Annotated in this window: 24 protein-coding genes and 1 pseudogene; 12 read left to right on the top strand and 13 right to left on the bottom strand. The window is 46.1% G+C overall.

The features are described 5' to 3' along the window. Positions 1 to 38 precede the first annotated feature (38 nt). From MKY58_RS01295 to MKY58_RS01245, 11 genes are all read left to right on the top strand, one after another. The gene (locus MKY58_RS01295; RefSeq protein ID WP_339323124.1) at positions 39 to 740 is read left to right on the top strand and encodes a DUF1775 domain-containing protein; all 702 of its coding nucleotides are present in this window, start codon (positions 39 to 41) and stop codon (positions 738 to 740) included. Positions 741 to 918: 178 nt separating this feature from the next. Beyond that, complete coding sequence (locus MKY58_RS01290) at positions 919 to 1647, top strand: amino acid ABC transporter ATP-binding protein (RefSeq protein WP_036713440.1); 729 nt, start codon at positions 919 to 921, stop codon at positions 1645 to 1647. Positions 1648 to 1713: 66 nt separating this feature from the next. Next, positions 1714 to 2520, top strand: coding sequence for a glutamate ABC transporter substrate-binding protein (locus MKY58_RS01285; protein ID WP_339323123.1), 807 nt, complete (start codon positions 1714 to 1716; stop codon positions 2518 to 2520). An 83-nt stretch (positions 2521 to 2603) separates the two neighbouring features. Further along, positions 2604 to 3269, top strand: coding sequence for an amino acid ABC transporter permease (locus tag MKY58_RS01280; RefSeq protein ID WP_212948664.1), 666 nt, complete (start codon positions 2604 to 2606; stop codon positions 3267 to 3269). Positions 3270 to 3310: 41 nt separating this feature from the next. Then, complete coding sequence (locus tag MKY58_RS01275; RefSeq protein WP_339323122.1) at positions 3311 to 3961, top strand: amino acid ABC transporter permease; 651 nt, start codon at positions 3311 to 3313, stop codon at positions 3959 to 3961. A gap of 201 nt (positions 3962 to 4162) precedes the next feature. Continuing rightward, entirely contained in the window at positions 4163 to 5395 is a 1233-nt protein-coding gene (locus MKY58_RS01270) for an aminopeptidase (RefSeq protein ID WP_339323121.1), read from the top strand. A gap of 186 nt (positions 5396 to 5581) precedes the next feature. Then, positions 5582 to 6130 (top strand): TetR/AcrR family transcriptional regulator, encoded by a 549-nt coding sequence (locus MKY58_RS01265; RefSeq protein ID WP_339323120.1) that lies wholly within the window; start codon positions 5582 to 5584, stop codon positions 6128 to 6130. A 75-nt stretch (positions 6131 to 6205) separates the two neighbouring features. After that, on the top strand, positions 6206 to 7378 hold the full coding sequence (locus tag MKY58_RS01260; RefSeq protein WP_339323119.1) for an MFS transporter: 1173 nt from the start codon (positions 6206 to 6208) through the stop codon (positions 7376 to 7378). A gap of 263 nt (positions 7379 to 7641) precedes the next feature. Beyond that, the gene (locus MKY58_RS01255) at positions 7642 to 9423 is read left to right on the top strand and encodes a DUF5050 domain-containing protein (RefSeq protein WP_339323118.1); all 1782 of its coding nucleotides are present in this window, start codon (positions 7642 to 7644) and stop codon (positions 9421 to 9423) included. Positions 9424 to 9519: 96 nt separating this feature from the next. Beyond that, the gene (locus MKY58_RS01250; protein ID WP_339323117.1) at positions 9520 to 9945 is read left to right on the top strand and encodes a DUF1801 domain-containing protein; all 426 of its coding nucleotides are present in this window, start codon (positions 9520 to 9522) and stop codon (positions 9943 to 9945) included. A gap of 189 nt (positions 9946 to 10134) precedes the next feature. After that, complete coding sequence (locus MKY58_RS01245; protein ID WP_339323116.1) at positions 10135 to 10770, top strand: hypothetical protein; 636 nt, start codon at positions 10135 to 10137, stop codon at positions 10768 to 10770. Positions 10771 to 10984: 214 nt separating this feature from the next. On the opposite strand, the gene MKY58_RS01240 is transcribed toward MKY58_RS01245, so the two are convergent. The 4 genes from MKY58_RS01240 to MKY58_RS01225 all read right to left on the bottom strand — a co-directional run bounded on the left by MKY58_RS01240 (position 10985) and on the right by MKY58_RS01225 (position 14190). After that, positions 10985 to 11740, bottom strand: a complete 756-nt coding sequence (locus MKY58_RS01240; RefSeq protein WP_339323115.1) for an amino acid ABC transporter ATP-binding protein — start codon at positions 11738 to 11740, stop codon at positions 10985 to 10987. Between the two features lie 24 nt (positions 11741 to 11764). Beyond that, positions 11765 to 12478 carry an amino acid ABC transporter permease gene (locus MKY58_RS01235; RefSeq protein ID WP_339323114.1) on the bottom strand — a complete coding sequence of 238 codons (714 nt, stop codon included), beginning with the start codon at positions 12476 to 12478 and terminating at the stop codon, positions 11765 to 11767. A 13-nt stretch (positions 12479 to 12491) separates the two neighbouring features. Next, complete coding sequence (locus tag MKY58_RS01230; RefSeq protein WP_339323113.1) at positions 12492 to 13199, bottom strand: amino acid ABC transporter permease; 708 nt, start codon at positions 13197 to 13199, stop codon at positions 12492 to 12494. Positions 13200 to 13311: 112 nt separating this feature from the next. Beyond that, positions 13312 to 14190 carry a transporter substrate-binding domain-containing protein gene (locus MKY58_RS01225; RefSeq protein WP_339323112.1) on the bottom strand — a complete coding sequence of 293 codons (879 nt, stop codon included), beginning with the start codon at positions 14188 to 14190 and terminating at the stop codon, positions 13312 to 13314. A gap of 230 nt (positions 14191 to 14420) precedes the next feature. Here MKY58_RS01225 and MKY58_RS01220 point away from each other — a divergent pair, with 230 nt between their 5' ends. Continuing rightward, complete coding sequence (locus MKY58_RS01220; RefSeq protein ID WP_339323111.1) at positions 14421 to 15593, top strand: acyl-CoA dehydrogenase family protein; 1173 nt, start codon at positions 14421 to 14423, stop codon at positions 15591 to 15593. A gap of 38 nt (positions 15594 to 15631) precedes the next feature. On the opposite strand, the gene MKY58_RS01215 is transcribed toward MKY58_RS01220, so the two are convergent. From MKY58_RS01215 to MKY58_RS01175, 9 genes and pseudogenes are all read right to left on the bottom strand, one after another. Next, on the bottom strand, positions 15632 to 16186 hold the full coding sequence (locus tag MKY58_RS01215; RefSeq protein ID WP_339323110.1) for a hypothetical protein: 555 nt from the start codon (positions 16184 to 16186) through the stop codon (positions 15632 to 15634). Between the two features lie 522 nt (positions 16187 to 16708). Then, positions 16709 to 17632, bottom strand: a complete 924-nt coding sequence (locus tag MKY58_RS01210) for a WG repeat-containing protein (protein ID WP_339323109.1) — start codon at positions 17630 to 17632, stop codon at positions 16709 to 16711. Positions 17633 to 18583: 951 nt separating this feature from the next. After that, complete coding sequence (locus MKY58_RS01205) at positions 18584 to 18925, bottom strand: hypothetical protein (protein ID WP_339323108.1); 342 nt, start codon at positions 18923 to 18925, stop codon at positions 18584 to 18586. A gap of 226 nt (positions 18926 to 19151) precedes the next feature. Continuing rightward, positions 19152 to 19814, bottom strand: a complete 663-nt coding sequence (locus MKY58_RS01200) for a hypothetical protein (protein WP_339323107.1) — start codon at positions 19812 to 19814, stop codon at positions 19152 to 19154. Between the two features lie 4 nt (positions 19815 to 19818). Beyond that, a complete protein-coding gene (locus MKY58_RS01195; protein WP_339323106.1) occupies positions 19819 to 20304 on the bottom strand; it encodes a hypothetical protein in 486 nt (161 codons plus the stop codon). A gap of 494 nt (positions 20305 to 20798) precedes the next feature. Continuing rightward, positions 20799 to 21095 carry an immunity 53 family protein gene (locus MKY58_RS01190; RefSeq protein WP_339323105.1) on the bottom strand — a complete coding sequence of 99 codons (297 nt, stop codon included), beginning with the start codon at positions 21093 to 21095 and terminating at the stop codon, positions 20799 to 20801. Positions 21096 to 21687: 592 nt separating this feature from the next. Next, positions 21688 to 21957 (bottom strand): annotated as a pseudogene (locus MKY58_RS01185) (RHS repeat-associated core domain-containing protein); the annotation flags it as partial. 361 nt (positions 21958 to 22318) lie between these two features. Continuing rightward, on the bottom strand, positions 22319 to 22660 hold the full coding sequence (locus tag MKY58_RS01180; RefSeq protein WP_339323104.1) for a hypothetical protein: 342 nt from the start codon (positions 22658 to 22660) through the stop codon (positions 22319 to 22321). A gap of 393 nt (positions 22661 to 23053) precedes the next feature. Then, positions 23054 to 23341 carry a magnesium and cobalt transport protein CorA gene (locus MKY58_RS01175; protein WP_339323103.1) on the bottom strand — a complete coding sequence of 96 codons (288 nt, stop codon included), beginning with the start codon at positions 23339 to 23341 and terminating at the stop codon, positions 23054 to 23056. Between the last annotated feature and the right edge of the window lie 377 nt (positions 23342 to 23718).

Genomic DNA, 23718 nt, shown 5'->3' with positions numbered 1-23718 from the left:
GTTGAAACAAATCCAAAATGCAAATAAGGAGAGAAACGATGATGAAACTGTTTAAACGTCTTCCGTTTATTGCGACCGCCGCAGCGGGATTCCTGCTCTTTTCGGGGATCGCCAGCGCGCATGTCACCGTCAAGCCCGCCGTTTCCCAGCCCGATGCCTGGGAAACCTATACGATCAAAATTCCGTCCGAAAAAGAAATCCCGACGACCAAAGTCACCTTGAAAGTGCCGGAAGGCGTCGAACTGATGAACTATCAGCCGGTTCCGGACTGGAAAGTCGCCACCGAAAAGGACGGCTCCGGCAAAATCAGCAGCATCACCTGGGAAGCGACCGGCGCAGGCATTCAAGCCGGCGAATTCCAGCAGTTCAATTTCGTGGCCCATAATCCCGGCAAAGAAACGGAAGTCGCCTGGGATGCGTTCCAGTATTACAAAGACGGAAGCATCGTGGAATGGAGCGGCGACGAAGGCTCCGAATCCCCGCATTCGATCACGAAAATCACGACCGCTGCCGGTCAGGCCGCTGCACCGGCCGATCACGGCCATAATGCCGCGGCCGGAGGACAGCAAGACCAGACGCAAGGGAACGCGGGCAGCGCGGAAAACGCCGCTAAGACTCCCGCCGCCTCCGACAACTCGTCCTCCAGTGGCGTACAAACCGCTACGCTGGTCGTCTCGATTGCCGCGCTCGTGTTGTCCATCATTTCTCTTGTTGCCGCACTAGCCAAGAAAAAACGGTAGTTATTAGATACGCAAAGCCCGTGCCTAGGATAGGCTCGGGCTTTTTCATGTTCACCGGAAGCGGACATGCAGGTCGCAATATTTAGCATGATGCCCGTAGCCCGGCCATATATTGTAAAGATGTATGGCGTCCAATTTGGAAGCCGGGCGCAACCATTTACGAAGGGAGGTCATCGATATGATCGAGTTTCGCAAGGTCGACAAAGCTTATGGCAGCTTTCAGGTTCTGCAAAATATCAATCTGCGGATCGAAGAAGGCGAGGTTGTCGTCATCATCGGTCCCTCCGGCTCCGGCAAAAGTACGCTGCTCCGCTGCATCAATCGCTTGGAAACGATATCCTCCGGCGAGCTCGTTGTGGCCGGCACGCCGCTGCACGATAAAAAAATCGACATTAACCGGTTCCGCCGCGACATCGGCATCGTATTCCAGCATTTTAACCTGTATCCCCATAAAAAAGTGATCGACAATATCACGCTCGCTCCCATGAAGGTGCTCGGCTTAAGCAAGGCGGAGGCGGAGGAAAGAGCCCTTGCGTATTTGAAGCGGGTCGGCATCGCCGACAAGGCCGAAAGTTATCCTTCCCAGCTCTCCGGGGGCCAGCAGCAGCGGGTAGCGATTGCCAGAGGGCTCGCCATGAAGCCGAAAATCATGCTGTTCGACGAACCCACCTCCGCCCTCGATCCGGAAATGATCGGCGAAGTGCTGGACGTCATGCGGGACCTGGCCCATGAGGGCATGACGATGGTCATCGTCACGCATGAGATGGGATTTGCCCGGGAAGCCGCGGACCGGATCGTATTCATGGACAACGGCCAAATCCTCGAGGAAGCGACGGCCGCCGATTTTTTCCGGGAGCCGCGCGAGGAGCGGGCCAGACTGTTCCTCAGCCGCCTGATCCGGCATTGATTGATGATTGATCACTGCGGCTTACATATGCTTCGGGAACACGCAAAAAGAAAGGGGTAAAAACGAATGAAAAAAAGATCTTATGTCAGCCTGCTGCTGATCCTGCTTGCCGCCTGCCTGGCGCTTGCCGGCTGCGGCGGCGGGAAAAAGAACGCCGAGGGAGGCACCCTGGCGGCCATCAAGGAGCGCGGCAAGGTCATCGCCGGCGTGAAATACGACACGAAGCTGTTCGGGCTGAAGGACCCGGCTACGGGCAAGGTCGAAGGTTTCGATATCGATATCGCCAAAGCGCTCGCCAAAAAGATCCTCGGCGACGAAAACAAGGTGGAGCTGAAGGAGGTTACCTCCAAAACCCGGATTCCGCTGCTGCAAAACGGCGATATCGACCTGATCATCGCGACGATGACCATCACGGAAGACCGCAAGAAGCAGGTCGACTTCAGCGATGTCTATTTTAAGGCGGGCCAATCCCTTCTCGTCAAAAAGGGCAGCCCTATCAAAGGCTTGGAGGATTTGAAAAAAGGAACCAAAGTGTTGGCCGTAAAAGGTTCGACTTCGGCGAAAAACATCCGCGAAAAAGCGCCGGACGCCACCGTGCTGGAATTCGAAAACTACCAGGATGCGTTCACCGCGCTGAAAGCCGGCCAAGGGGACGCCCTGACGACCGACAACGCCATTTTGCTCGGCATGCAGAAGCAGGATCCAAATTATGAGCTGGTCGGAGGCAACTTCACCGACGAGCCTTACGGCATCGCCATCAAAAAAGGGGACTCGGAATTCGTCAGCGTCGTCAACGACCTGTTGAAGGAAATGAAAGAAAGCGGCGAATACGACAAGTTATACGAGCAATGGATGGGCGTGAAGCCGGAGTAAGGGAAAGTTGCGGCATCCATCGGAGGCTTCGGCCTCCCCCCGTCCTCCTTCGGGCTTATCTTTAGGGAAAGGAGAGTTTAAGCATGGAGGGAAAGTTCGACATCCACATCCTTTTTGACCATTGGGACCGGTTTTCCGCAGGTTTTTTGCATACGATCGGTTCCAGCGCCCTTGCCCTTGTCGGCAGCTTCATTCTCGGGACGATCATCGCCGTCATGCGCATCGCGCCGCTGAAGCCGCTGAACTGGATCGGTACCGCTTACGTCGAATTCATCCGCAATATCCCCCTGTTGCTCGTCGTATTCGTCTTTTTCCTCGGGCTGCCGACGCTTGGCGTGCCGCTGGACGGTTTTACGTCCGGCACCCTCGGCCTGATGGTATATACCGCATCCTTCATCGCCGAGGCCATCCGCGCAGGGATCCAGTCCGTGCCATCCGGCCAGAGCGAAGCGGCCCGGGCAACGGGGCTTTCCTATATGCAGACGATGGTGCATATCATCCTGCCGCAAGCGATCAAAATCGTGCTGCCTTCAATCAGCAATCAGTTTATTAACCTGGTGAAAAACTCGTCCATTCTCGCCGTCGTCTCCGGCTTCGATTTGATGTATTATGCCGACCTGATCAATGCCGACACCTTCCTGCCGTTAACCGTCTACACGATCGTGGCTTTATTTTACCTTATCCTGACCCTGCCGTTGAGCATGGCGGTGCATTACATGGAACGGAGGTTCCGCGCCGCGGACCGTTAGACCGGGGAAACGCATCACTTTTGCGAAAGGAGGCTTAAAGCATGGATTTTGCGGGAGCGTACTCCTGGCCGAACCTTTCCTTCATTTTGCAGGGATTCGGCGTCACCCTTCTCGTGGCTGCCCTTTCGATCGCGTTCAGCTTCGTGCTCGGCACGCTGCTCGGCGCCATTCGTTATGCCCGCATTCCGATCCTGTATCGTGTTTTAGCCGTCATCATCGATCTGATCCGCAATTTACCTTTGCTGTTGATCATCTATTTCATTTATATCGTTCTTCCGTTAGTCGGGGTCAAGCTCCCGCTGTTGTGGGCGGCCGTCTCCGCCCTGACCATTTTCGAAGGCGCGATGATCTCCGAAATCGTCCGCGGCGGCCTCAACTCCGTGGACCGCGGCCAGATCGAAGCCGCCCGTTCCTCCGGGCTCGGCTACATGCAGACGATGCGCTACATCATTCTCCCGCTCGCGCTGCGCCGCATGGTGCCGCCGATCGTCAGCCAGTTCATCTCCCTGCTCAAGGATACCTCGCTTTGCGTCATTATTTTGCTCCCGGAAATGATGCATAACATCCAGATCTTGCAAGGGCACAGCCCGAACTATGTCATCCCGTCCCTGCTTTTGGCCGCCGTATTGTATTTTGCCGTCAACTATACCCTATCCATCATTGCCCGGCGGCTCGAAGCCAAAACCGCATAACCCGTCCGGACGTTCCCGGCCCCCTTTAACCGGACTCGCCGCCCGGATGAAAGATCCTGACAAATCGGAAAGAGGCAGCCCATTTGCTTACAAAGGGGTTGCCTCTTTTTTTGCATGGCGTCTTCTCGGCCTCCAAAAAAGGAAATCGAACCAACAAAGACGAATGGATATATCCTGAACCCGATTCCGAAGGAGGAAATCATGATACATTTCCAAAGCTGTTTAGAAAAATACGCCGAGCTGGCCGTCAAAATCGCGGTGAACATTCAGCCGGGCCAATCGCTGTGGATCAGCGCGCCGATCCATCAGCCCGAATTCGTTCGTCTGGTGACGGAGCAGGCCTATAAAGCCGGTGCCAAACTCGTCCATATCGAATGGCAAGATGAGATCAGCACGCAGATCAAATACCGCCTCGCGCCGGACGAAGCTTTTGAAACCTATCCGGCATGGAGAGCGCAAGCGGTGCAGCAGTTCGGCGAGGAAGGCGGGGCCTTTTTGTTTCTCGAATCCAGCAACCCGGAACTGCTGAAAGGCATCGATCCGAAACGGATTGCAGCCAGTTCCAAAGCCGCCGGAGCAGCGCTGGCCAAATGGAGGGCGGACATGTCCGCCAGCAGATTCACGTGGTCGATCATCGGCGTGCCGTCCGAAGGCTGGGCGAAGCTCGTATTCCCGGACCTCGACAAGGAAGCGGCGATCCAAGCGCTGTGGGAGGCCATTTTCAAGGCGTCCCGCGCCGACCGGGAGCAGCCGGTACAGGCTTGGCATGAGCATAACGAAACCCTTCATGACAAAAGAGCTTACCTCAACCGCAAACAATACAAAAAGCTGCATTATCGCGCCCCGGGCACCGACCTGACGGTCGAGCTTCCGGATCATCATATTTGGAACGGCGGCACCGCGGTCAACGCGCAGAACAACCCGTTTAACCCGAACGTGCCAACCGAAGAGGTGTTTACGTCGCCGCGCAAGGAAGGAACCCGCGGCGTCGTGCGCAGCACCAAACCTCTTAGCTACCAGGGCAACCTGATCGAAAATTTCAGCCTGACGTTCGAAAACGGCAAGGTCGTCGATTTTTCCGCGGAAACGGGTTATGAATCGTTACAAACGATGCTCAGCATCGACGAAGCCGCCCGTTATTTGGGCGAAGTGGCGCTGGTGCCGCATCGCTCGCCGATTTCCGAATCGGATTTGATTTTTTTCAACACGTTGTACGACGAAAATGCCTCCAACCACCTGGCTCTGGGCGATGCATTCCCAACCTGCGTGGAAGGCGGATTGGCAATGTCCCGCGAAGAGCTGGACCAAGCCGGGCTGAACCACAGCCTGATTCACGTCGACTTCATGATCGGCTCGGCGGACATGGACATTGACGGCATTACCGCCGACGGCGCCATCGAGCCGGTGTTCCGGAACGGTAATTGGGCGTTTTAGTTTGCATCGATCATCATCAAAAAAAAGCAGGAGCTCCGATCGTTTCGTCGGTCGGGCTCCTGACCCCCTTGACATCCAAGGCCTGGAATTATATGATCAAAGTAAAAATGTTAGTTGTCGCTAACTAACGCAACAGCGAGGTGATACCGTCTGAGTACCAAAACCGAAAACACGGCCGACCGAATATTGGCAGCCACCGTCGAACTCATGTCCGAAAAAGGCTATAAAGCCGTTACGATCAAGGAAATTGCCGCCGCCGCATCCGTCAGCGAGATGACCGTTTTTCGGACGTTTGGCTCTAAGAAGGCGATTTTGGAAGCTATTTTGGAGCATTACATGTTCTCCACCCCGATCGAGCAGATCATTAAGCAGAACATCACGTATGAGCTCGAAGCCGATTTATTGATGATCAGCAAACTGTACCATGACGTACTAAAAAGAGATAAAAAAATCTATTTGATTTCCGTCATGGAACGAAAAACGATGCCTGAAATCCATCGGGGTGTGCACAACAATGCTGTGAGGTTCCTAAGCATCGTCGCCGAATATCTCAAAACCATGCAGGAAAAGGGCAAAGTCGTTCAAGGCGACCCTGAAATCCAGGCTCTGACGGTCATGAAGTTCAATTACGGGAAGTTCGTGGCAAGCACGATGCTGGAGGGTATCGTTCCTGAAGTACGGGAAGACCACATCGAAGAATCGATATCCATATTGGCCAGAGGGTTAAAGACGTAATTTTTTTTGGATTGAATGTTAGTTACTAGTAACTAACATATATATCATTACCATGCTCATAGAGGAGGCTGCTTTATGGACCGATTGTGGACCAAAACGTTTGTCGGATTGATGGTGACGTTGTTTTTCTTATGTTTCGGTTTTTATATCCTGCTTCCGACGCTGCCGCTGCATATCAAGGAACTCGGCGCCAACGAAGCACAGCTGGGACTCATCATCGGCGGGTTTACGTTATCCGCGGTGGTTGCCCGCCCCATCGTCGGCGGACTTCTGGACCGTTTTGGCAGACGTCCGTTTATCCTGGCGGGACTTGTTTTGTTTGCCGTCTCGATGTTTTTGTACAACTGGGCCAGCGGACTCATCCTGTTGCTGCTGCTGCGGATTTTGCACGGCTTCGGCTGGGCCCTTTCCACGACGTCGATCGGAACCTCGATCACCGACGTCATACCGGAGGAGCGCCGGGGCGAAGGTATGGGATGGTATGGGCTGTCCATGACGGTATCGATGGCCATCGGCCCCATCGTCGGGGTGTGGATGATCGGCCATTACGCCTTTGACCGCACCATTCTGCTTGCCTCCTGCCTGTCTGCCGCCGCCATCGCGATTGCATTGTTTATCAGGGTCCCCGCCTTCCGGCCGGACCGCAAAAACAAAATGGTGTTTTTCGACAAATCCGTGCTGCCTATATCGGCATCGATATTTTTTCTGGCGCTGACGTACGGCGGGATCACCACGTTCCTCCCCCTGTTTGCCGAATCCATTCAAGTCAATGCAGGCACGTTCTTTTTGGTTTACGCCATCGTCCTGACGATCACCCGTCCCTTTGCCGGAAAACTGGCGGATCGGTACAACGAAGGGGCAGTCGTTATCCCGGCCGTGATCATAGCGGTCATTGCGCTGGCTGTGTTAAGCATATCCACCGGTTACGTGGGCGTAATGTGCTCCGCGGTGTTGTACGGAATCGGCTTCGGATCGGCGCAGCCCACGCTGCAGACGGCAACCGTCAACCTCGTCGCCCCAACGAAAAAAGGCGTGGCCAACGCTTCCTTTTTCACCGCCATGGATTTGGGGATCGGCCTAGGGTCGATGGTGCTCGGCCTGATTTCCCAGTACCTGGGTTACCCTTTCTTGTTTGCCGCATGCGCGGTGTCCGGACTTCTTTCTTTGCTCATTTTCGCTGTTTTTGTCAGAAGAACCATACTGCGAGGAAAGGAGGAGCTATCGGGGAATAGCGATCTTTCATCTTAAGGCGAAGTTTTTTTCGAACGGGATGTTAGTTATAACTAACTAACAATAAATGGGCAACGGCGTTAAAGACGGTCCGAAGCTGATTGGTCGTTAAAGCCTTTCCGGGTGCGGAAGGGCTTTTCTTTTCACGTTCGAAAATCAGAAGGTAACCTCTCCCCTCCTTTTTGCGTCTATACTTTTAAACATCTTCTGTGTACATCTCCCCCTAAGCCTGCTATTTCAACTTTCGTTTTCCAGCAAACCATTCACAAGGAGAGGAACAAATGAACAAATCCAAAAGCATCGCCCTGTTGTTGTCTGCCTGGCTCGCATTTGGCAGCATTCCCGCTTACGCGGCTGAAAGCACCACCCCGGAATCTTTAAGCAAGGCATTCGACCACATCGTGATCATCCCGCAAAACTTTCAAGGAAAAGCCTATATTAACGGGCAAATGGCCAACTACTTCAGCGATTACCGGATCGTTCAGCGCGAAGGACGCGTGTACGTCCCGATCCGCTTGATGAGCACCCTCGCCAACGAGCTGGACAAGGGCCAAGGAACCTGGCAGGCCATTTGGGAGCCGAAAAGTCCCGACGATGTGATGCTCGTAAACTACGAGACAAAGAAGACCATCAAGCTGAAGGTGAACAGCACCACGATGCGGATCAACAACGAACCCCGCGAGATAGACGCCGCGCCGCAAAAAATAGACGGCCAGATCATGCTTCCATTAAAAAGCACAGCCGAAGCGCTCGGAAAAAACATTCAATGGTCCGACGGACTCCTCCTGATGGGAAGCGCTCCCGTGGATTTGCAGGATACGCAGTCTGCCGCCCTCAAAGACCGCATCAAAACGCAGCTGTCCGATCCGCGGAAGCCTTTGAAAATGTCGGCAGATATCTCGCCGTTAACCCGGTATGGAAATACGATCTATTATATCAAACGAACTTATACAAAAAACGATACGATCGAGCAAATCTTCAAAAAAACGGACGGGCAAAAAGAGGTTCAAATTCAACTGCCGGGGAAACCGCAAATAACATCGCTTCAAGTTCTTAACGGCAAGCTTTATTATGCGACATACATCAACAACCAGGCCGAACTGCATGCACTGGATTTAAAAACTCAGAAATCGCAAAAAGTTAGTTCGCTGAAGCCGATGGGACCGGATCAAGGGCTTTTTCTGGGCAGCGTCGAATCGATCGATAACGATTTGTTTGTCACATTGAATAACGGGGAACTCACTTTGGGCCGGGTGGACTTGTACAAAGTCGAAAAAGGCGTGTTAAAACCGGTAGCCGGTGCCAAAAGTTTTGCCGGATACGTGAAGTCCGGGGACTATCTGTACAAGGCCAACTTTAATTTCATGACCGACATGTCAGGCAATTTGGCTCGCGTCAACCTGAAAACAGGGGAACAAAAGCCGATCGGCCAACCGGAGTTTGCTTACGGGGTTAACCGGATGCTTAGCCCGGATGGCGGAATAGGTTATGCATCGAACAACACCATGTACGTAAAAGACGGCTACCTGTATACGTTAGGTTATAAAGAAGCCGATCCGAACGACCAAAGCGCGGTGTACAAAATTAATCCGACAGACTCGACGCAGACGAAACTGACGCCTCCGGCCAGCCACTTTTGGATGATCGGCAGCGATGTTTATTATATCGACGCCGAATCGGGTTACCTGAGCAAAACCAACCTGAACGGAGCAACCCCCGAAACCGTTGTGTCTAGAAAAATGCTGAACTTTCAATTTGCAAACGGAAGCTTTTACTACACCTCAAATGAGGCAGGCAAGGATTCCGTCCCTGGGGACTTGTATCAATACGATCCGTCGGCGGGAAAAGAATTCAAACGAAGCGACAAATCGGTCACATCATTTTACGCGGGCAAAACAGGCCTGTATTATGTATCGAACGGGTATGAACCCGGATTGTACAAGGTCGATGCCAAAGGCAGCAACGTCCGATTGGTGAACGACCGCATTCGCGACGCCTTCCTGACGGACGAGGGCATGATCTACACGCTGGTCTACAAAGATGGAATTTACTCCGTAAAGTAACGGATAACCCCGGAACAGCGACGAGCTGAAATCCCGTCCGAAATAAGGTATGATGATTGGCAAACAGGCGAATGCCCCGCAAAGGAGTGCCGGTTCATGTATGAGCTGAAAACGAAGGAAACCGAAAACAGCGTCATCGAATTCATCGAGCAAATCTACCACCCCGGCAAACGCGAGGATGCGTACAAGCTGCTGGATCTTTTTACGGAAACGACGGGTTATCCGGCAAAAATGTGGGGACCCAGCATCATCGGCTTTGGTTCGTACCATTACAAATACGCTTCGGGCCATGAGGGAGATGCGCCGCTCGTCTCGTTTTCCCCGCGAAAAGCGAAAATCAGCCTGTATTTGGCCCCGGGAGACGATCAGCGTGAGGCGCTGCTCAAGGATTTTGGAAAACATACGTCAGGCAAAGGCTGCGTCTACATCAACAAGGTGGCGGACATTGACGTGGAAGTTCTGAAGGAGCTGATTCGCCAGTCGGTGAAGTTTTTGCGGGAGACGTATCCTGGTGGGGAGTAAAAGAGGTGTTTGTATGGATGAAAAAAGGGCGCTGGCGGCGTCCTTTTTTTCGATTGAAATTTTTTTATTTATAACGGTGATCCCCCCCTCTTCTCTAGCAGTCATTGTCGTGTTGATTTCTGTAGCCATATCGGAAAATACTCACTAAAATAATTCTGTACATATTTTATCACGAAGGGAACAGTAACCATGAAAAAGTTATGCTTAGTTTTGGCAGCGTTGTATTTGTTTTTAAGTGCATGCGGTTCACCCTTTGATAAGGCCATGAGAGAGGGGAAAGCTGCATTAAAAGAAGAACGTTACAAGGATGCCGAGAAGCTTTTTAATGACGTTCTTATGGATGACCCTCGGAATAAGGATGCTAAAACTTTATTTGAACAAGCAAGGACTCAGAGAATCGAACTGGAAATGAAAGATAAAATAAAATCGTACAGGCAGGATACGGCTAAATTAGGTATACGACTTTTGGTTATACGACAAATACCTGGGATAATAAAGCAAAATCTTGAATTTCATGAGCAAAAATATAATAATTTGTTGGATGTAAAAAAAGAAATCGATGAGATCGCCTCGAAATATAAAGAATATCCTAAAATCATTTCAATTCATGAACACATGCAAAAATCAATAAGTTATTTAATAGAAGCTCAAGCTTTAATACTATCTCTGAAAAACGATACCTCTGGACAATTAAGCAAAGAAGAAGTAATAAAAGATCTTAACATATACACCCATAAAAGTTACGAGGAAACAAAAAAATATATCGAGGGTTTAATAAGTATTGAAAAAGAGTACGGCATTAATCCGGATCCATTCAATAAATGATTTTCAACCGTACATAAATGTATTTCGGCCATAACCGTAGACGGATCGAGGCAAAATCAAAGGGCATGAGCCTGGTACAAAGACCGAGCTAATGCCCTGGAAACGCCAAACTAGTTATCACTTTCTGTTTAGGCTCATTCTACAAGATGAGTTGCATTGTGGCGTTTTTTCCTGATCAACGGAAGCTGCCAACCTATCCGAATCTGTAGCTCACCTAAATGTCATAAGAGTAATCCGCCGGCAAAACCCTCCTTAAGAACTGTTGGGTGCGCTCTTCTTTCGGGTTGGTAAATATGTCCTTCGGCGTTCCTTGCTCCACGATGCTTCCGCCATCCATAAAAATAACCGTGTTAGCCACATCCCTGGCAAAGGACATTTCGTGAGTAACCACCAGCATGGTTGTCCCTTCCTTCGCAATGTTTCTCATGACGGTTAACACTTCCCCGACTAATTCCGGATCAAGCGCAGAAGTAGGCTCATCAAATAAAATGATGTCAGGATTTAATGCAAGAGCCCTCGCAATGCCAACCCTTTGCTGCTGTCCTCCTGATAATTGGCTGGGATACGCGTGGTACTTGTCTGAAAGCCCCACTTTGTCCAGCATGGTTCTGCCGATTTCATCCGCTTCCTGTTTAGGTACTTTTCTTCCGATGATAAGCCCTTCGGTCACATTTTCTAACGCTGTTTTATTGTTGAACAAATTATAATTTTGGAATACAAAAGCGACCTTTTGCCGAATCGCGTGAACTTGTTTTTTCGTTGCTGTTCGAAGGTTTACATCGACATTGCCAAACACCGCATGCCCGTGGTCGGATCTTTCCAAGAAATTAATGCATCGAAGTAAGGTGGTTTTACCCGAACCGCTGGGGCCAAGGATGACGACCACGTCACCCTTATCTATTTTTAAGCTGACTCCCTTTAAAATCTCCTGCTTACCAAATGATTTATAGACATCCCGAATCTCTAACATGTGTGTGGCCCCCCTTGCTCATTCTTAGGCATTGACCGTCTTGTAGGTCCTCAAATATTTCTCATACCGCTTGAATCCATATTCCACCAGGCTGCAAATGATCAAATAGATAAGAAAAATATCGATATAAGCCTCTACGTAATTGTAGCCGACGTTGGCAGCCACTTTGGCTTTTAAAGTGATTTCTTGCAGGGACATCGCATAGCCCAAAGAGGTAGCTTTAATTAAGTTGGTTGTTGCCGTACAAATATTGGGTAATGCCACGACTAACGCTTGCGGAATGATAATCCTTCTAAAAGCCTGGACGGTAGTTAATCCGACAGACAAAGCGGCCTCCAGCTGCCCTTTGTTGACCGTGTTAATGGCCGAACGGAATACCTCGATCAGCGTCGCTGTCGTGTACAAGGAAAATACGATGAATGCGTACCAGATCGGATTCACCTTGTAAACGTCAGCTTGAATATGAAATTTCGCAAATAGAGAAGTTAGCAATAAGGGCACGCTGCTATAGATAATAAAAATTTGCACGATGATAGGTGTTCCTCTTACAAAAGAAACATAGATCTGAGCGAGCCGGTGTAAAACCGGGATTTTGTTTATTCTCGTTAACGCTCCCAGAAAGCCGAGCGGAGCCGCAATCAGCAGCGCAACCACCGTAATGGCCAAAGCAGTAGGAGCACCGGACAATGCTATAAAAAAGGTTTTCACCAAAAATCCCCAATCGAGCCCCTCCGACACGTTTCCCACCTCCTCATACGGTTTTTAGTGCTTGTTTTCCTTTGCCGAATATTCGTTCCAGCTTCGAGAAGAGCTGCTCAATAGCAATGGAAACCACCCAGTAAATCAGGGACAAGGCCAGATAAATTTCTAACGCGTGAGCGTTGTAATTGCTGGAAATAATTAAACTTGCTTTCCCGATGACATCGATCAATCCGATCGTATACGCCAAGGCGCCTTCCTTAATCAGCGCTAGCAAGCTGTTGCCGAAATTGGGCAGCGCCACTACAACAGCCTGGGGAAAAACGATTCTCCTGTAAGCCTGCGTGCTGCTCAATCCTACACTTACGGCAGCTTCATACTGCCCTTTATCTACAGATTCGTAGGCGGTCCTGATGACCTCGGACATCGCTGCCGCGAATTGAAGCGAGAACGTAATAACCACAAATACAGATTTATCAATGCTGTTCAAGTCGATGCCAAACTGATTGAATAGGTATGGTATTCCGTAATACGTCAGAAATAGAAGTACAATGGACGGCGTACATCTGATCATAGTGGTGTACCCATGAGCCATTTTATTAGCCCAGCGATTCTTCCCTATTTTTGATGCCGCTAAAAGGAACCCAAAAAGGGTGCCGAACAGTACAGAGAAACCGGTAACCATAAAGGTTACTTTTAAAAAAGGAATTAACACGGGAATGGAATCAAAGATATATTTTGCATCGAAATACTGGTTCATGGCTCACCTTCATTCTGGCTTAGGAATAGGTAAAAGCATTAATCGAAAAAACTTGCCACTCAAGTGACAAGCTTTTATTTGACTTTGGAAAAACCGGTTAGGCAACAGGCTGTTACCTTTTAACAGAATTTAATACCTCGAATAAATCCCGTCCATAAAATTTGATGCTCAATTCATTGAGCTTCTTGTCATTTTTCAGCTTTTGAATAGCCTCATCGTAAGCATCTGCGAATTCCTGTTCCTTCTTATTGAACAACGGCCAGGTTTTGATTACGGCGAACTCGTTGTAGACAATCTGATCCTTGAATTTATAATAGGGGCCGTCCGGTTCAGTGACCTGCTTTTGAAAAGGACCTTCAATCATGACTCCTCCGTCCACGCGTCCTTCATTTACCCATTGAACTACATCCACTGTGAACGAATCGCCGGCTTGCAATTTTACTTTGTTACTAGGATTCGCCTTGTTGTATTCGTCAATAATGGTATATTGCGCGTTATTTGCGGCAATTGGCGCTAAGGTAAGTCCGGCTGAAGCAAAATCCGACAGGTTTTTGATGTTTTCATTCTTTTTCTTCAACACAAGTCCGGTGCTGCTTAAGCCCAGGAATTCTTTGGGGAAAATAAATTTTTTGGTTCGCTCCTCTGTCCAAAAGGCATTTTTAATCCCCACTTGATACTTGCCCTGCTCAACGCCTAACAATAAGTCGTCGCTGGATGTTCCAACGAATTCGAATTTGTATTGAGGGAGTAATTGGCTTACTAACTTCATAGCTTCCACATCATATCCCGTTGGATTGCCATTGTCGTCCGTGTAACTTATCGGCTTGGAAGCTTGATCATACGCTATTTTGACAACTCTGGCTTTGGAATCCTTACCATCCGAAGAATCCTTTGACGCGTCTGTGGAAGCCGTTGTGCTTGAACCGCATCCGGCCAGGAAAGTGACCAGCGCCAAACTAGCGACAGCCATGGATAACCATTTTTTTCTCATAACGCAAACCTCCTTTGATCTGATCGTGAACCATTTTTGGATGAACCAAATATTAACATAAGTAAACCAATCAGTAAAGTATGATTTAAAGTTGATCGAGGGAGATTTCTTTTCTTGACAAATAACAGGCATTGGAAATAACATGATACTAAATAAATCCAATCGGAATTATATGATATCTTGAATGGTTAGGCAAGAGGGCATTATTATCGCATGGAGGGGAAATCCGGATGAATTTATTTATAAGGCGGGATATTCAACAGGAGTGGCTGAACAAGCTTTACGAAAAGGAGGCTGATTTCAAAAATAGAGCCTCGCGTATCGATGAAGAGGGGCTCTTCCCTACCGAAAATATAGTCGATTTAATTGAACTGGGCTACACCCGGTCGACGCTTCCAAAGGTCTATGGCGGGGGCGGGCTAAACGTATATGATATGGTGCTGCTTCAGGAAACGGTCGCGAGCTTCGATGCCTCTACTGCCCTAGCTATTGGCTGGCACTTGTCCGTGATCGGGGAGCTGTTTGAGAAAAAATTATGGTCGGATCGAGACCTGAATTTTATAGCTGAAGAAATTGCCAAGGGGGCCTTAATCAATCGAGCTGCCTCTGAGGCCCAGACAGGAAGCCCGACAAGAGGCGGCCGTCCCGAGACCAAGGCTATAAAAAAAGGAAGCCATTGGGTGCTCTCAGGACGTAAGGTGTTTACATCGCTTGCTCCTATGTTAACTTATTTTCTGGTTTCGGCATGGATAGAGGAGACAGAGACGATCGGGTATTTCCTGGTACATAAGGATTTAGAGGGACTTAGCATCGATGAAACTTGGGATACCATTTCGTTGCGGGGAACTGGCAGCCATGATCTTGTCCTGGAGCAAGTCACCGTTCATGAGGATCTGCTTGTTGAGCCGGATATTCTTGGCAGAGGAAAAGAAGTGAACGGTTGGCTGCTCCACATTCCGGCTTGTTATCTGGGCGTCGCTCAGGCTGCGAGAGATTACGCGGTCCGGTTTGCCAATCAATATTCGCCTAATAGCATAAGCGGGCCGATCAGTCAGCTGGCCAACATTCAACAGCTTATAGGCGAAATGGATCTTGAGCTGATGAAAGTAAGGCATTTTTTATATAGTGCTGCCGAAGCCTACGATGATGTATCGCGAAGACCGCTCCTCACGAACGAGCTCGGCGCTGCCAAACATGCAGTCACCAATTCGGCGATTGCTGTTGTGGACAAAGCGATGAGAATCCTGGGAATCAAAAGCATCCACCGAAGCAATCCATTGCAGCGATACTATCGGGATGTAAGAGCCGGCTTACATAATCCGCCTATGGATGACGCTACTATACAAAAGATCGCTTTATCGGCCATCGAGCAGGATAAGTTAAAAGCAGCGGCACGAGTATGAAGCCTGGGAACGTTCGCCCCAAGGTCTCAAAATTAATTTTAAGATAGTGACTCCAATATCTCTTCATATTTATTAAGCCACACTTTAGCTTTATCAAGATCAATATTAAATCTCTTTACTATACCAAAGTTTTCCATGAAACTTTCAAAGGAATGATATTCATCGGTTACCTTTGGTTCAGTGAAGTGCCATGAATAATTAGGGCTACATTCAAAACAGATATTATCATTTATGTTGTACATCCATGTTTGAATACCATTAGAACTTGGAGTTGACCATAACCAAAATTTTTCTAATGGATTCTCATCAGATGACCCACAATCGGGAAGTTGATGAGTCAGAACATTCCAGTGGTAACCTGCACCTAATAGTTGATATACAGGGTCAAGTTGAAGTTTCCCCTGAATTGCTTTATTAAGCATTACACCAAATGTCTCGATTGCACCAAAAGCAATCTCATCCTCATGCAGAACTAACGTTAAAGCGGGGCTCTCATAATTAACTTTTACAAGGTCTAATGGTGAACCTGTTCGCTCTAGGATTATCTTAATATCTTCTTCACTAGACACGTGAAATGTAAATACCTTCTCCATTAGGGATTAATCTGCCTCCCTTTTTTATCAACTAATCCTGCATTTATTAACATCTTTTTTAGTTTGTCATCCAGAGAGTCCCAACTTCTAACATGACCATGCCAAATTGGTCCTAATCCTTCTCTAACTTCTGTTCTATCTAATAGAACGACTTCTCCATTGCTTACGCCAATCCTGCGTGGTGAATTATGAAGCATTTTGGAATAAATCCGTTAGGTCCACCGCAAGATGCTGTGCTTCCACCCAGCCTCTGCCGACAATCTAAAACGGATGTTCATCGGTTGTCGTTATGACTTCGCCGCCAACAGTAATATTATACGTTTCTTCAACATCACGTTGGAAGAGAGCCACTCAACTTCCTTATAAGCCATCTCGCCTGTCTCCTCGTCTTTGGCTAATACTTTGCTTCCATTTTCTGTCGTCGGTTTCAGCAGCTACGTCGCAATTGCCCTTGCCTTTAAGCATTGTCAAATCATAAAAATAAGGACGCCACAAGCGTCCTTATTTTTAATGTACCAATTGTTATCTCATTTCACCCAGTTCTCGATTAAAGAGCTTCTCTTCCCCATTTACATTCACCATGAAATATCCTGCCCCTTGAAGATAAGACTCAACATCTACGTTGGACTCCTTTGGCAAAGGGTACACCATTTCTCCCCGGTCATTAATCAGTTCCACCTGTTTCCCCTTTTTAACCAAAGCAAGCCCTCTGATAAAGGGAAGAGCAGCATCATACTTTGCCACAATAAGCGTATCCCCCGTTGTGTTCATATATCCATATTTCATCGTCTGGGGATCAAAAAAGAATGCCATTCCTTCTGAAAATCTGCTGCCAATTCTCATGCTTGGAGGTATAGTGACTTCCCCCTCCGTATTGATATATCCATACTGCCTATTTTCAAAAAGAACCTGAGCCAAGCCTTCAGAGAACCCTTCAACAGGTCTATACTTCGGGCTTTCAAGTATGACTGAACCCCCGGTATTGATAAAATAGGATTTGCCTTCTCTTGACACAAGCGCTATCCCATCAATGAATGAACTTGCTTCGTCATACACAGCATCGAGACGCAATTCTCCGTCAGGGCCAAGGAAACCAAACTTATCTTCTCTGCTAAATCTATACAAGTTTGAGGAAAGACCATCGATATGATCCGCAATACCTTTTGGAAGCTGGTTGAGCACGTCCCCTTTTTTATTCAGTAATGTGAATTTCTCTTCTGCCATTACCCAGGCTTTTCCCTCAACAAACCTCTCTGCGGATTGAAACTGATAGTCTATGATCACGTTCCCACCCATATCGATATAACCCCATAAACCATTTTTTAATACAGCTGCTAATCCATCAGAAAAATAATCGGCTTCCTCAAAGATCGGAGGAATCAGAACGTCCCACTCCCGACCGATATATCCCCATTGTTCGCCTTCGTTAAACGGGAAGTAGTCCATATTGCACCTCTTTTTTCAGGGTATTATCTCCTCTGCTATAGCAACGATAATCTTAATATCCGGGTATTCCTCGTTTTATTGTCAGTATGTATTGGCCCCATTTTTTGGCTAGTCCCGGCGGAATTTGGTACAAACCATAAGTTTTAATCTCTTTTGTAATTGACATGTAGCACCCCCCATATATTTTTTTCGAAAAATTTTCTAGCTACATTGTAGTACAAGAAATCGATGATCAGTCGTATTGTGGCCGGTGCATGTGCTAATCATTATGGAAATAATATGTGTTTAAGCAATAAAATCGCTATTGTAACGCAGTTTAATCCAATTATTAATTTTTTTGATTTTTTGCTGGATACATATCGAGAAAAGAAAGCAAGAAGTCCGAAATAGAAAATAACAATTACAATGTTAACCAGATTAAGTTGGCCTATAAGAGTAACGACAACCACTACACTCAAAATGAGAAATAAAAGAATAATTTTATTTGAATCTCTCATTTGTACACCTCCCAAGGCCGTACACTAACAGGCAAATAACCACTAGTGTCAATAATATAATCATATTTTCAATTTGTCCTGTTCTTTGATTCGTTCGATAAATCATAGTTTTCGTTACACCGGAATTTGGAGCAGATAATCTTCTGCGCTTACATCACCCTTCTCCTTCTTAACAAGCCATGCATTAGGGTATAAATTCAAGCATTGCATGTACGTACAGGCATATTAGAGGAATATTATACAGGGATGATGATTTTGTCGGTTGGAAACCGTCCGCCCCCATTTACCACCCTTGTCCTGTAAGACTTTCCACTCATTAAGAGTCAATCTACCACCAAAAAAGATCCTTGAAAGGCAAAAAACCAATCAAGGCTCAGATTCACGCCTAAGTTTGTGGATGGATTAAATGAATCGGGCTTTCATCCCATGGTTTTAAAGCAATCCCCTGAAAAGGTTACTCAAAATCCTCGAACCAACAAGTTGAAAATTGTATCATAGGATCACAAAAAACAGCTAACATTTCTTTAACACTGGAATGGGCGGATGTTTTCCCCTTATCCCACAACCACTTATCCGATATTAATCTCAGTATTTTATCCGCCCTTTGATAATCGAACGGGCCTATCAACTCAAAATTACACGTGGTTTTGAACCAACCATCCACCTTCCAGTAAGGTTCGTTTTCAATCAGATTAAATGATGTTACTTCATCACTCAATCTGCGTATTACTTCATTTAGCACGCTTAATGCTTCAGTATTAGTTTTACATTCTATAAACAAGCTAAGTTGAAACATTTGAACCTCCTTTCTTTAATGCGAAATAGTTCCATCTGGAGCTATTTGCTGTCATCCGCTTCAACGGCAAATTTAGTTGGGATAGATCCTCCCAATTCATTTGGCACCGTAGTATAAAAAAGAACCTTGAGGATTGCCCCCCTCAAGGCCTCATTATAAATATCAATTGTAATTCAGTGTCTGACAAACTTAGACTGAACTTTTCAGTTAAGAATGTTTAAGAATTTCACATTATATATTTACTGAGGTCCTTCCATACCCTGATTTTATGAAGATCCTCCTCCTTAACTTGTATTGATTTTTCACCTTTGAACATGAAGACTATTTGCATTCCGTAATTCTGTGAAGTTATCCATTCTACTACCTTAAAACCCTCTTTTAATAAGTCGTCGCTAATTTCCCTTTCACTATAGTTAACGATTAACTGTACCTTGTCATGCATTCGATCCTTGAATTGTGTAAAGGAATTTAGATCTTTAAAGGGTACCATCTGTTCATTATTTAGGGAAATTTTTAAAGTTATAGGTGCACTAAGATTAACAACCTTCTGTAGTTTTCTAGAAATTTGATGTCCAGCTTGTTGTTCCCACGTTGAAACGTAGTAGTTATCAACAAAATGATCATTATAATCAAGCCAAACTAAAAAATAAACATCAGAATCAGTAACAATCAAAGAACGATACTTCATTTCTTTGAAAGAATACGAAACCTTTTGATTTTTAATCTCAATATCAGGGTATTTCGACTTAATGTATGATTCTACATCCTTTTTAAAAGATCTTCTCTCCCACGGATTGCCATTTATCTTGAAACTAAGTAAGAAAGCCCCAATTAATATGGCAAGAATAATTATAAGCATTAAATACTTTTTAGCAATTACAGGAACCACCTTTCTAAGGATTTTGGCCGAAAAGTATATTTAGCCTGAAAATATGATAGTTAGCACGATGCGCTGTCTTCATAAACCAATTCATATTTTCGTATCGTTCCATTTCGCTGCTTAGTTGCTGCGCATAATCATCTTTTGTGAAAGCATCATTATAGAAAGTCATTGCAAAAGCAGCATTACCCACATTAGGTACCTTGGTCCCAGCAATACCGGCAAACTCCAGTTCTTTCGAAGTCACTGTGGCCATAAATTTCTCCATACTGACACCATTATACAGGGTTCCTATGGATAAAAGCTCTTTTGAATTAGTAAAACAACTGCATGTTATCAAATTATACTGGGGATTCTTACCGTCTAGTTCCTTCAGGCTTTCGTAGGTATTGACCATGTTTGTTGCAGCAAAATAGGATTTGTTAAAATCCCCCTGTATATAAGTAGAGAATTGATATCCGTTTCCACCAACTCCAGAAAGTCGATTTTTTTGCCCCATGATTTTAGATTTTTCAAATTCTTAAGTGCATTAGAATCAACCTTAGAAAAATCGACGCTGTAATCACCATAGTAAAAATATGACCATTCACCTTTATTATTTTGGAGTAATAGGGAGGTATGCCCAAAACCCATTGCTAAATCTGGTAGTAAGCACTATGGCATCATGCCCGCTCGGATCCACATAAATCAGCGGATTATTTCCCACATACGTATACAGATTCTATTCATTTTTGAAAAAACCGTGCGAAAGCGAAGATTACAAAAAACAGGTCAATCATGGTAGTATCTGACCATAATGAACCAGTTAGAAGTAACGCTGATTCGTTATAAAATTAAAGCATTTGATGTGCGTACAACCGAAATGAAGAAATCTTTATACGGGTATTACATGGGTTATTTGTATTATTAGTTGAATGATGTATTCATTCGGCACTGGGTAGCCCCACCGAAAAAAGACCACAGTGAGCAATCGCACTGTGGTCATCATATAACTTACTTTCTAAAAGTCTCAGTCCAATGCTTGAATATACTTAGCAACTCATTCAGATTTCGACTTCCACCAAATCCTCGAAATATCATTTCTTGAATATTACAATGAACCCAATCAATCTCACTACGCTCAATTACTACTGGTTGAAAAACCGCTTCTTCTAATGAAGTTCCCTCTAGATTGATGTAAATTGACCATCCTGGGTTATCGAGGGTAGATATTCTTATCCCTCGTGAATGTTCCCAATCACCATCACAATTATTTGCAAACCATTCTTCTATCCACTTCAATAAATCCACTCACTCATCTCCTTATTGGTATTTCATCAGGATATGGTGCTCTAGCCCCTCCAGGATTAGTTGCCTCATGAACATGCGGCGTTGGAACATCTTGTCCTGTTGCTTTATCATAGTGGCTTCCACCAACCCCATCATAACGCTTTTCAAATTCAAATGGATTTGGATTTATAGGATTAGTCTGAGTTTTTATACGTCTCATAATTTGTAATATTGCCAGTAGCAGGGTCACGCTTAAAGACTGTATGGTCTCCGGTTGCATTGGGGTCAGGTTTAAGATTGTTCTTTCCTTTTCCACCACCAAACAGTTGCAAATCAGTTTTAATGAGCCAGACTTTTGGGCAACTTCACCCGTCCCCTTATTCGCTACTTCACCTACCTTCAAATACTTCGGAGCAAAGTAACTTTTATTCGGGGTAGCCTTAATAGGGAAATTGTTCAAACTATATTTGACTACAACTTTACTTGGACTGCTAACTTTATAAGGTCCGGACGAAAGCTTGGGGGTTATATTTGTAACCCTTATTGATCCAACACCACCGCCAAAGTTTCTGGCTCCTCCAGAACCTCCACGAAAGTCAAAGAGGCGCCCCGCATGCCCGCTCGGATCCACATAAATCAGCGGATTATTCTCCACATACGCATACAAATTCTGACTTAGCGGATTTCCTAATGTCCCTTTATACGTATCCTCGCTAATAAACCGTCCAATCTCCGGCTGGTAATAACGAGCACGTGCGTATGTCAGGCCGTCAGTATAACCATATCCCAAACCGGTGTATCCAAACAAATTGTCTGGTCCCGGCCAGTTCAGGTCGAACTTCTTGCCGTCCAGCGGGATGCCGAATTCGTCGTAGTGGTAGCGCGCCGACACGCGGCCATCTTTTTCTACGAGGCCCAGGGCGCTGCCGCTTGCACGGGGAGAGAAGTTGGACATAGATACCGGCTGCCAGTCCATTCAAGAGAAATGAGCAGCCGATACCCGGTCATTCGGCTATGCCGATAGCTGAAGTCTCACGTGCATTTTGTCGGTTGGAAACCGTCGGTCCCCATTTACCACCCTTCTCCTGTAAGACTTTCCATTCATTAAGAGTCAATCTACCACCAAAAAAGATTCTTGAAAGGCAAAAAACCGATCAAGGTCCAGATTCACGCCCTTAGTTAGTGGATGGATTAAATGAATAGGGCTGTTCACCCCATGGTTTTAAAGCAATCGCCTGAAAAGGTTACTCAAAATCTTCGAACCAACAAGTTGAAAATTGTATCATAGGATCGCAAAAAACAGCTAACATTTCTTTAACACTGGAATGGGCGGATGCTTTCCCCTTATCCCACAACCACTTATCCGATATTAATCTCAGTATTTTATCCGCCCTTTGATAATCGAACGGGCCTATCAACTCAAAATTACACGTGGTTTTGAACCAACCATCCACCTTCCAGTAAGGTTCGTTTTCAATCAGATTAAATGATGTTACTTCATCACTCAATCTGCGTATTACTTCATTTAGCACGCTTAATGCTTCAGTATTAGTTTTACATTTTATAAACAAGCTAAGTTGAAACATTTGAACCTCCTTTCTTTAATGCGAAATAGTTCCATCTGGAGCTATTTGCTGTCATCCGCTTCAACGGCAAATTTAGTTGGGATAGATCCTCCCAATTCATACGTATACAGATTCTATTCATTTTTGAAAAAACCGTGCGAAAGCGAAGATAACAAAAAACAGGTCAATCATGGTGGTATCTGACCATAATGAACCAGTTAGAAGTAACGCTGATTCGGTTATAAAATTAAAGCATTTACGTGCGTACAATCATATTTAGGGAATATCATACGGGTAAGATGAGGGTTAAGTTCTTTCAAGCTATGCCGCCCGATTCATTCGGCACTGGGTGGGAAGGGAGTAAATAAGAAAAGCCATATGGAGGATTATTTGCTCCACATGGCTAATCAAAACCTATCGTCCTTTCAACTTAGTCCAAGAATCAAGTACCAAGGATCGAATGTCCAAATCGGTAACATAAACACCGGGATACTGCAAATGGTCTTCATGGAATTCTGAGAATCTAGAACCCTTATGAGAGATTTCCATAAATAAGGTTTTCTCGATATCACTTAAATCTTCGTTAAGGTCATGCTCATAAGTTTGATAGAACTCATCGCAGAATTTTGATGTTTCTATTTCTTTTCTAATCAGTAGTTCCATAAGCCAATAAAGTCGTTCCTTAGGGCTTAGTTCGGACATTTCGCACCACCTCATTTCTTTGGTATAGCCGGAAGGTTGCCAAGGGGGTCTCTAGTATACATAAAGTGCAATACAGTATTTTAAGCCTTATCATATAGAACCTCTAGGTTATACGCTTGATTATTTTTATACATGACTGTGTAGTAAATTATTGCTTTAGTCCCTTGAGGGTCTGTCATTCCATCTCCATAATACCCATACCTGCTGAAACTGCAATTCCTTCACCGGGATGATTCTCAATGTATAGGGCGGCACTTTCTGTGAATCCTTGAATTGCACTTAAAGCAGGAAACATATCATGTGCCCGTTTCATGATTTTATCCATAGGTATCATAACATCAGTGGATTGCATTATGTCTGCTTCTGTATAATAACCG

This window comes from Paenibacillus sp. FSL W8-0194, assembly GCF_037969745.1.
GTDB lineage: Bacteria > Bacillota > Bacilli > Paenibacillales > Paenibacillaceae > Paenibacillus_AQ > Paenibacillus_AQ cookii.
This window is presented reverse-complemented; position numbering and strand designations above follow the sequence as displayed.

Excerpts from the sequence above, each read along its gene's own strand:
- MKY58_RS01295 (WP_339323124.1), top strand. The coding sequence starts at position 39 with ATGATGAAACTGTTTAAACGTCTTCCGTTTATTGCGACCGCCGCAGCG.
- MKY58_RS01290 (WP_036713440.1), top strand. The coding sequence starts at position 919 with ATGATCGAGTTTCGCAAGGTCGACAAAGCTTATGGCAGCTTTCAGGTT.
- MKY58_RS01285 (WP_339323123.1), top strand. The coding sequence starts at position 1,714 with ATGAAAAAAAGATCTTATGTCAGCCTGCTGCTGATCCTGCTTGCCGCC.
- MKY58_RS01280 (WP_212948664.1), top strand. The coding sequence starts at position 2,604 with ATGGAGGGAAAGTTCGACATCCACATCCTTTTTGACCATTGGGACCGG.
- MKY58_RS01275 (WP_339323122.1), top strand. The coding sequence starts at position 3,311 with ATGGATTTTGCGGGAGCGTACTCCTGGCCGAACCTTTCCTTCATTTTG.
- MKY58_RS01270 (WP_339323121.1), top strand. The coding sequence starts at position 4,163 with ATGATACATTTCCAAAGCTGTTTAGAAAAATACGCCGAGCTGGCCGTC.
- MKY58_RS01260 (WP_339323119.1), top strand. The coding sequence starts at position 6,206 with ATGGACCGATTGTGGACCAAAACGTTTGTCGGATTGATGGTGACGTTG.
- MKY58_RS01255 (WP_339323118.1), top strand. The coding sequence starts at position 7,642 with ATGAACAAATCCAAAAGCATCGCCCTGTTGTTGTCTGCCTGGCTCGCA.
- MKY58_RS01250 (WP_339323117.1), top strand. The coding sequence starts at position 9,520 with ATGTATGAGCTGAAAACGAAGGAAACCGAAAACAGCGTCATCGAATTC.
- MKY58_RS01245 (WP_339323116.1), top strand. The coding sequence starts at position 10,135 with ATGAAAAAGTTATGCTTAGTTTTGGCAGCGTTGTATTTGTTTTTAAGT.
- MKY58_RS01240 (WP_339323115.1), bottom strand. The coding sequence starts at position 11,740 with ATGTTAGAGATTCGGGATGTCTATAAATCATTTGGTAAGCAGGAGATT.
- MKY58_RS01230 (WP_339323113.1), bottom strand. The coding sequence starts at position 13,199 with ATGAACCAGTATTTCGATGCAAAATATATCTTTGATTCCATTCCCGTG.
- MKY58_RS01225 (WP_339323112.1), bottom strand. The coding sequence starts at position 14,190 with ATGAGAAAAAAATGGTTATCCATGGCTGTCGCTAGTTTGGCGCTGGTC.
- MKY58_RS01220 (WP_339323111.1), top strand. The coding sequence starts at position 14,421 with ATGAATTTATTTATAAGGCGGGATATTCAACAGGAGTGGCTGAACAAG.
- MKY58_RS01215 (WP_339323110.1), bottom strand. The coding sequence starts at position 16,186 with ATGGAGAAGGTATTTACATTTCACGTGTCTAGTGAAGAAGATATTAAG.
- MKY58_RS01210 (WP_339323109.1), bottom strand. The coding sequence starts at position 17,632 with ATGGACTACTTCCCGTTTAACGAAGGCGAACAATGGGGATATATCGGT.
- MKY58_RS01205 (WP_339323108.1), bottom strand. The coding sequence starts at position 18,925 with ATGTTTCAACTTAGCTTGTTTATAGAATGTAAAACTAATACTGAAGCA.
- MKY58_RS01195 (WP_339323106.1), bottom strand. The coding sequence starts at position 20,304 with ATGGGGCAAAAAAATCGACTTTCTGGAGTTGGTGGAAACGGATATCAA.
- MKY58_RS01180 (WP_339323104.1), bottom strand. The coding sequence starts at position 22,660 with ATGTTTCAACTTAGCTTGTTTATAAAATGTAAAACTAATACTGAAGCA.
- MKY58_RS01175 (WP_339323103.1), bottom strand. The coding sequence starts at position 23,341 with ATGTCCGAACTAAGCCCTAAGGAACGACTTTATTGGCTTATGGAACTA.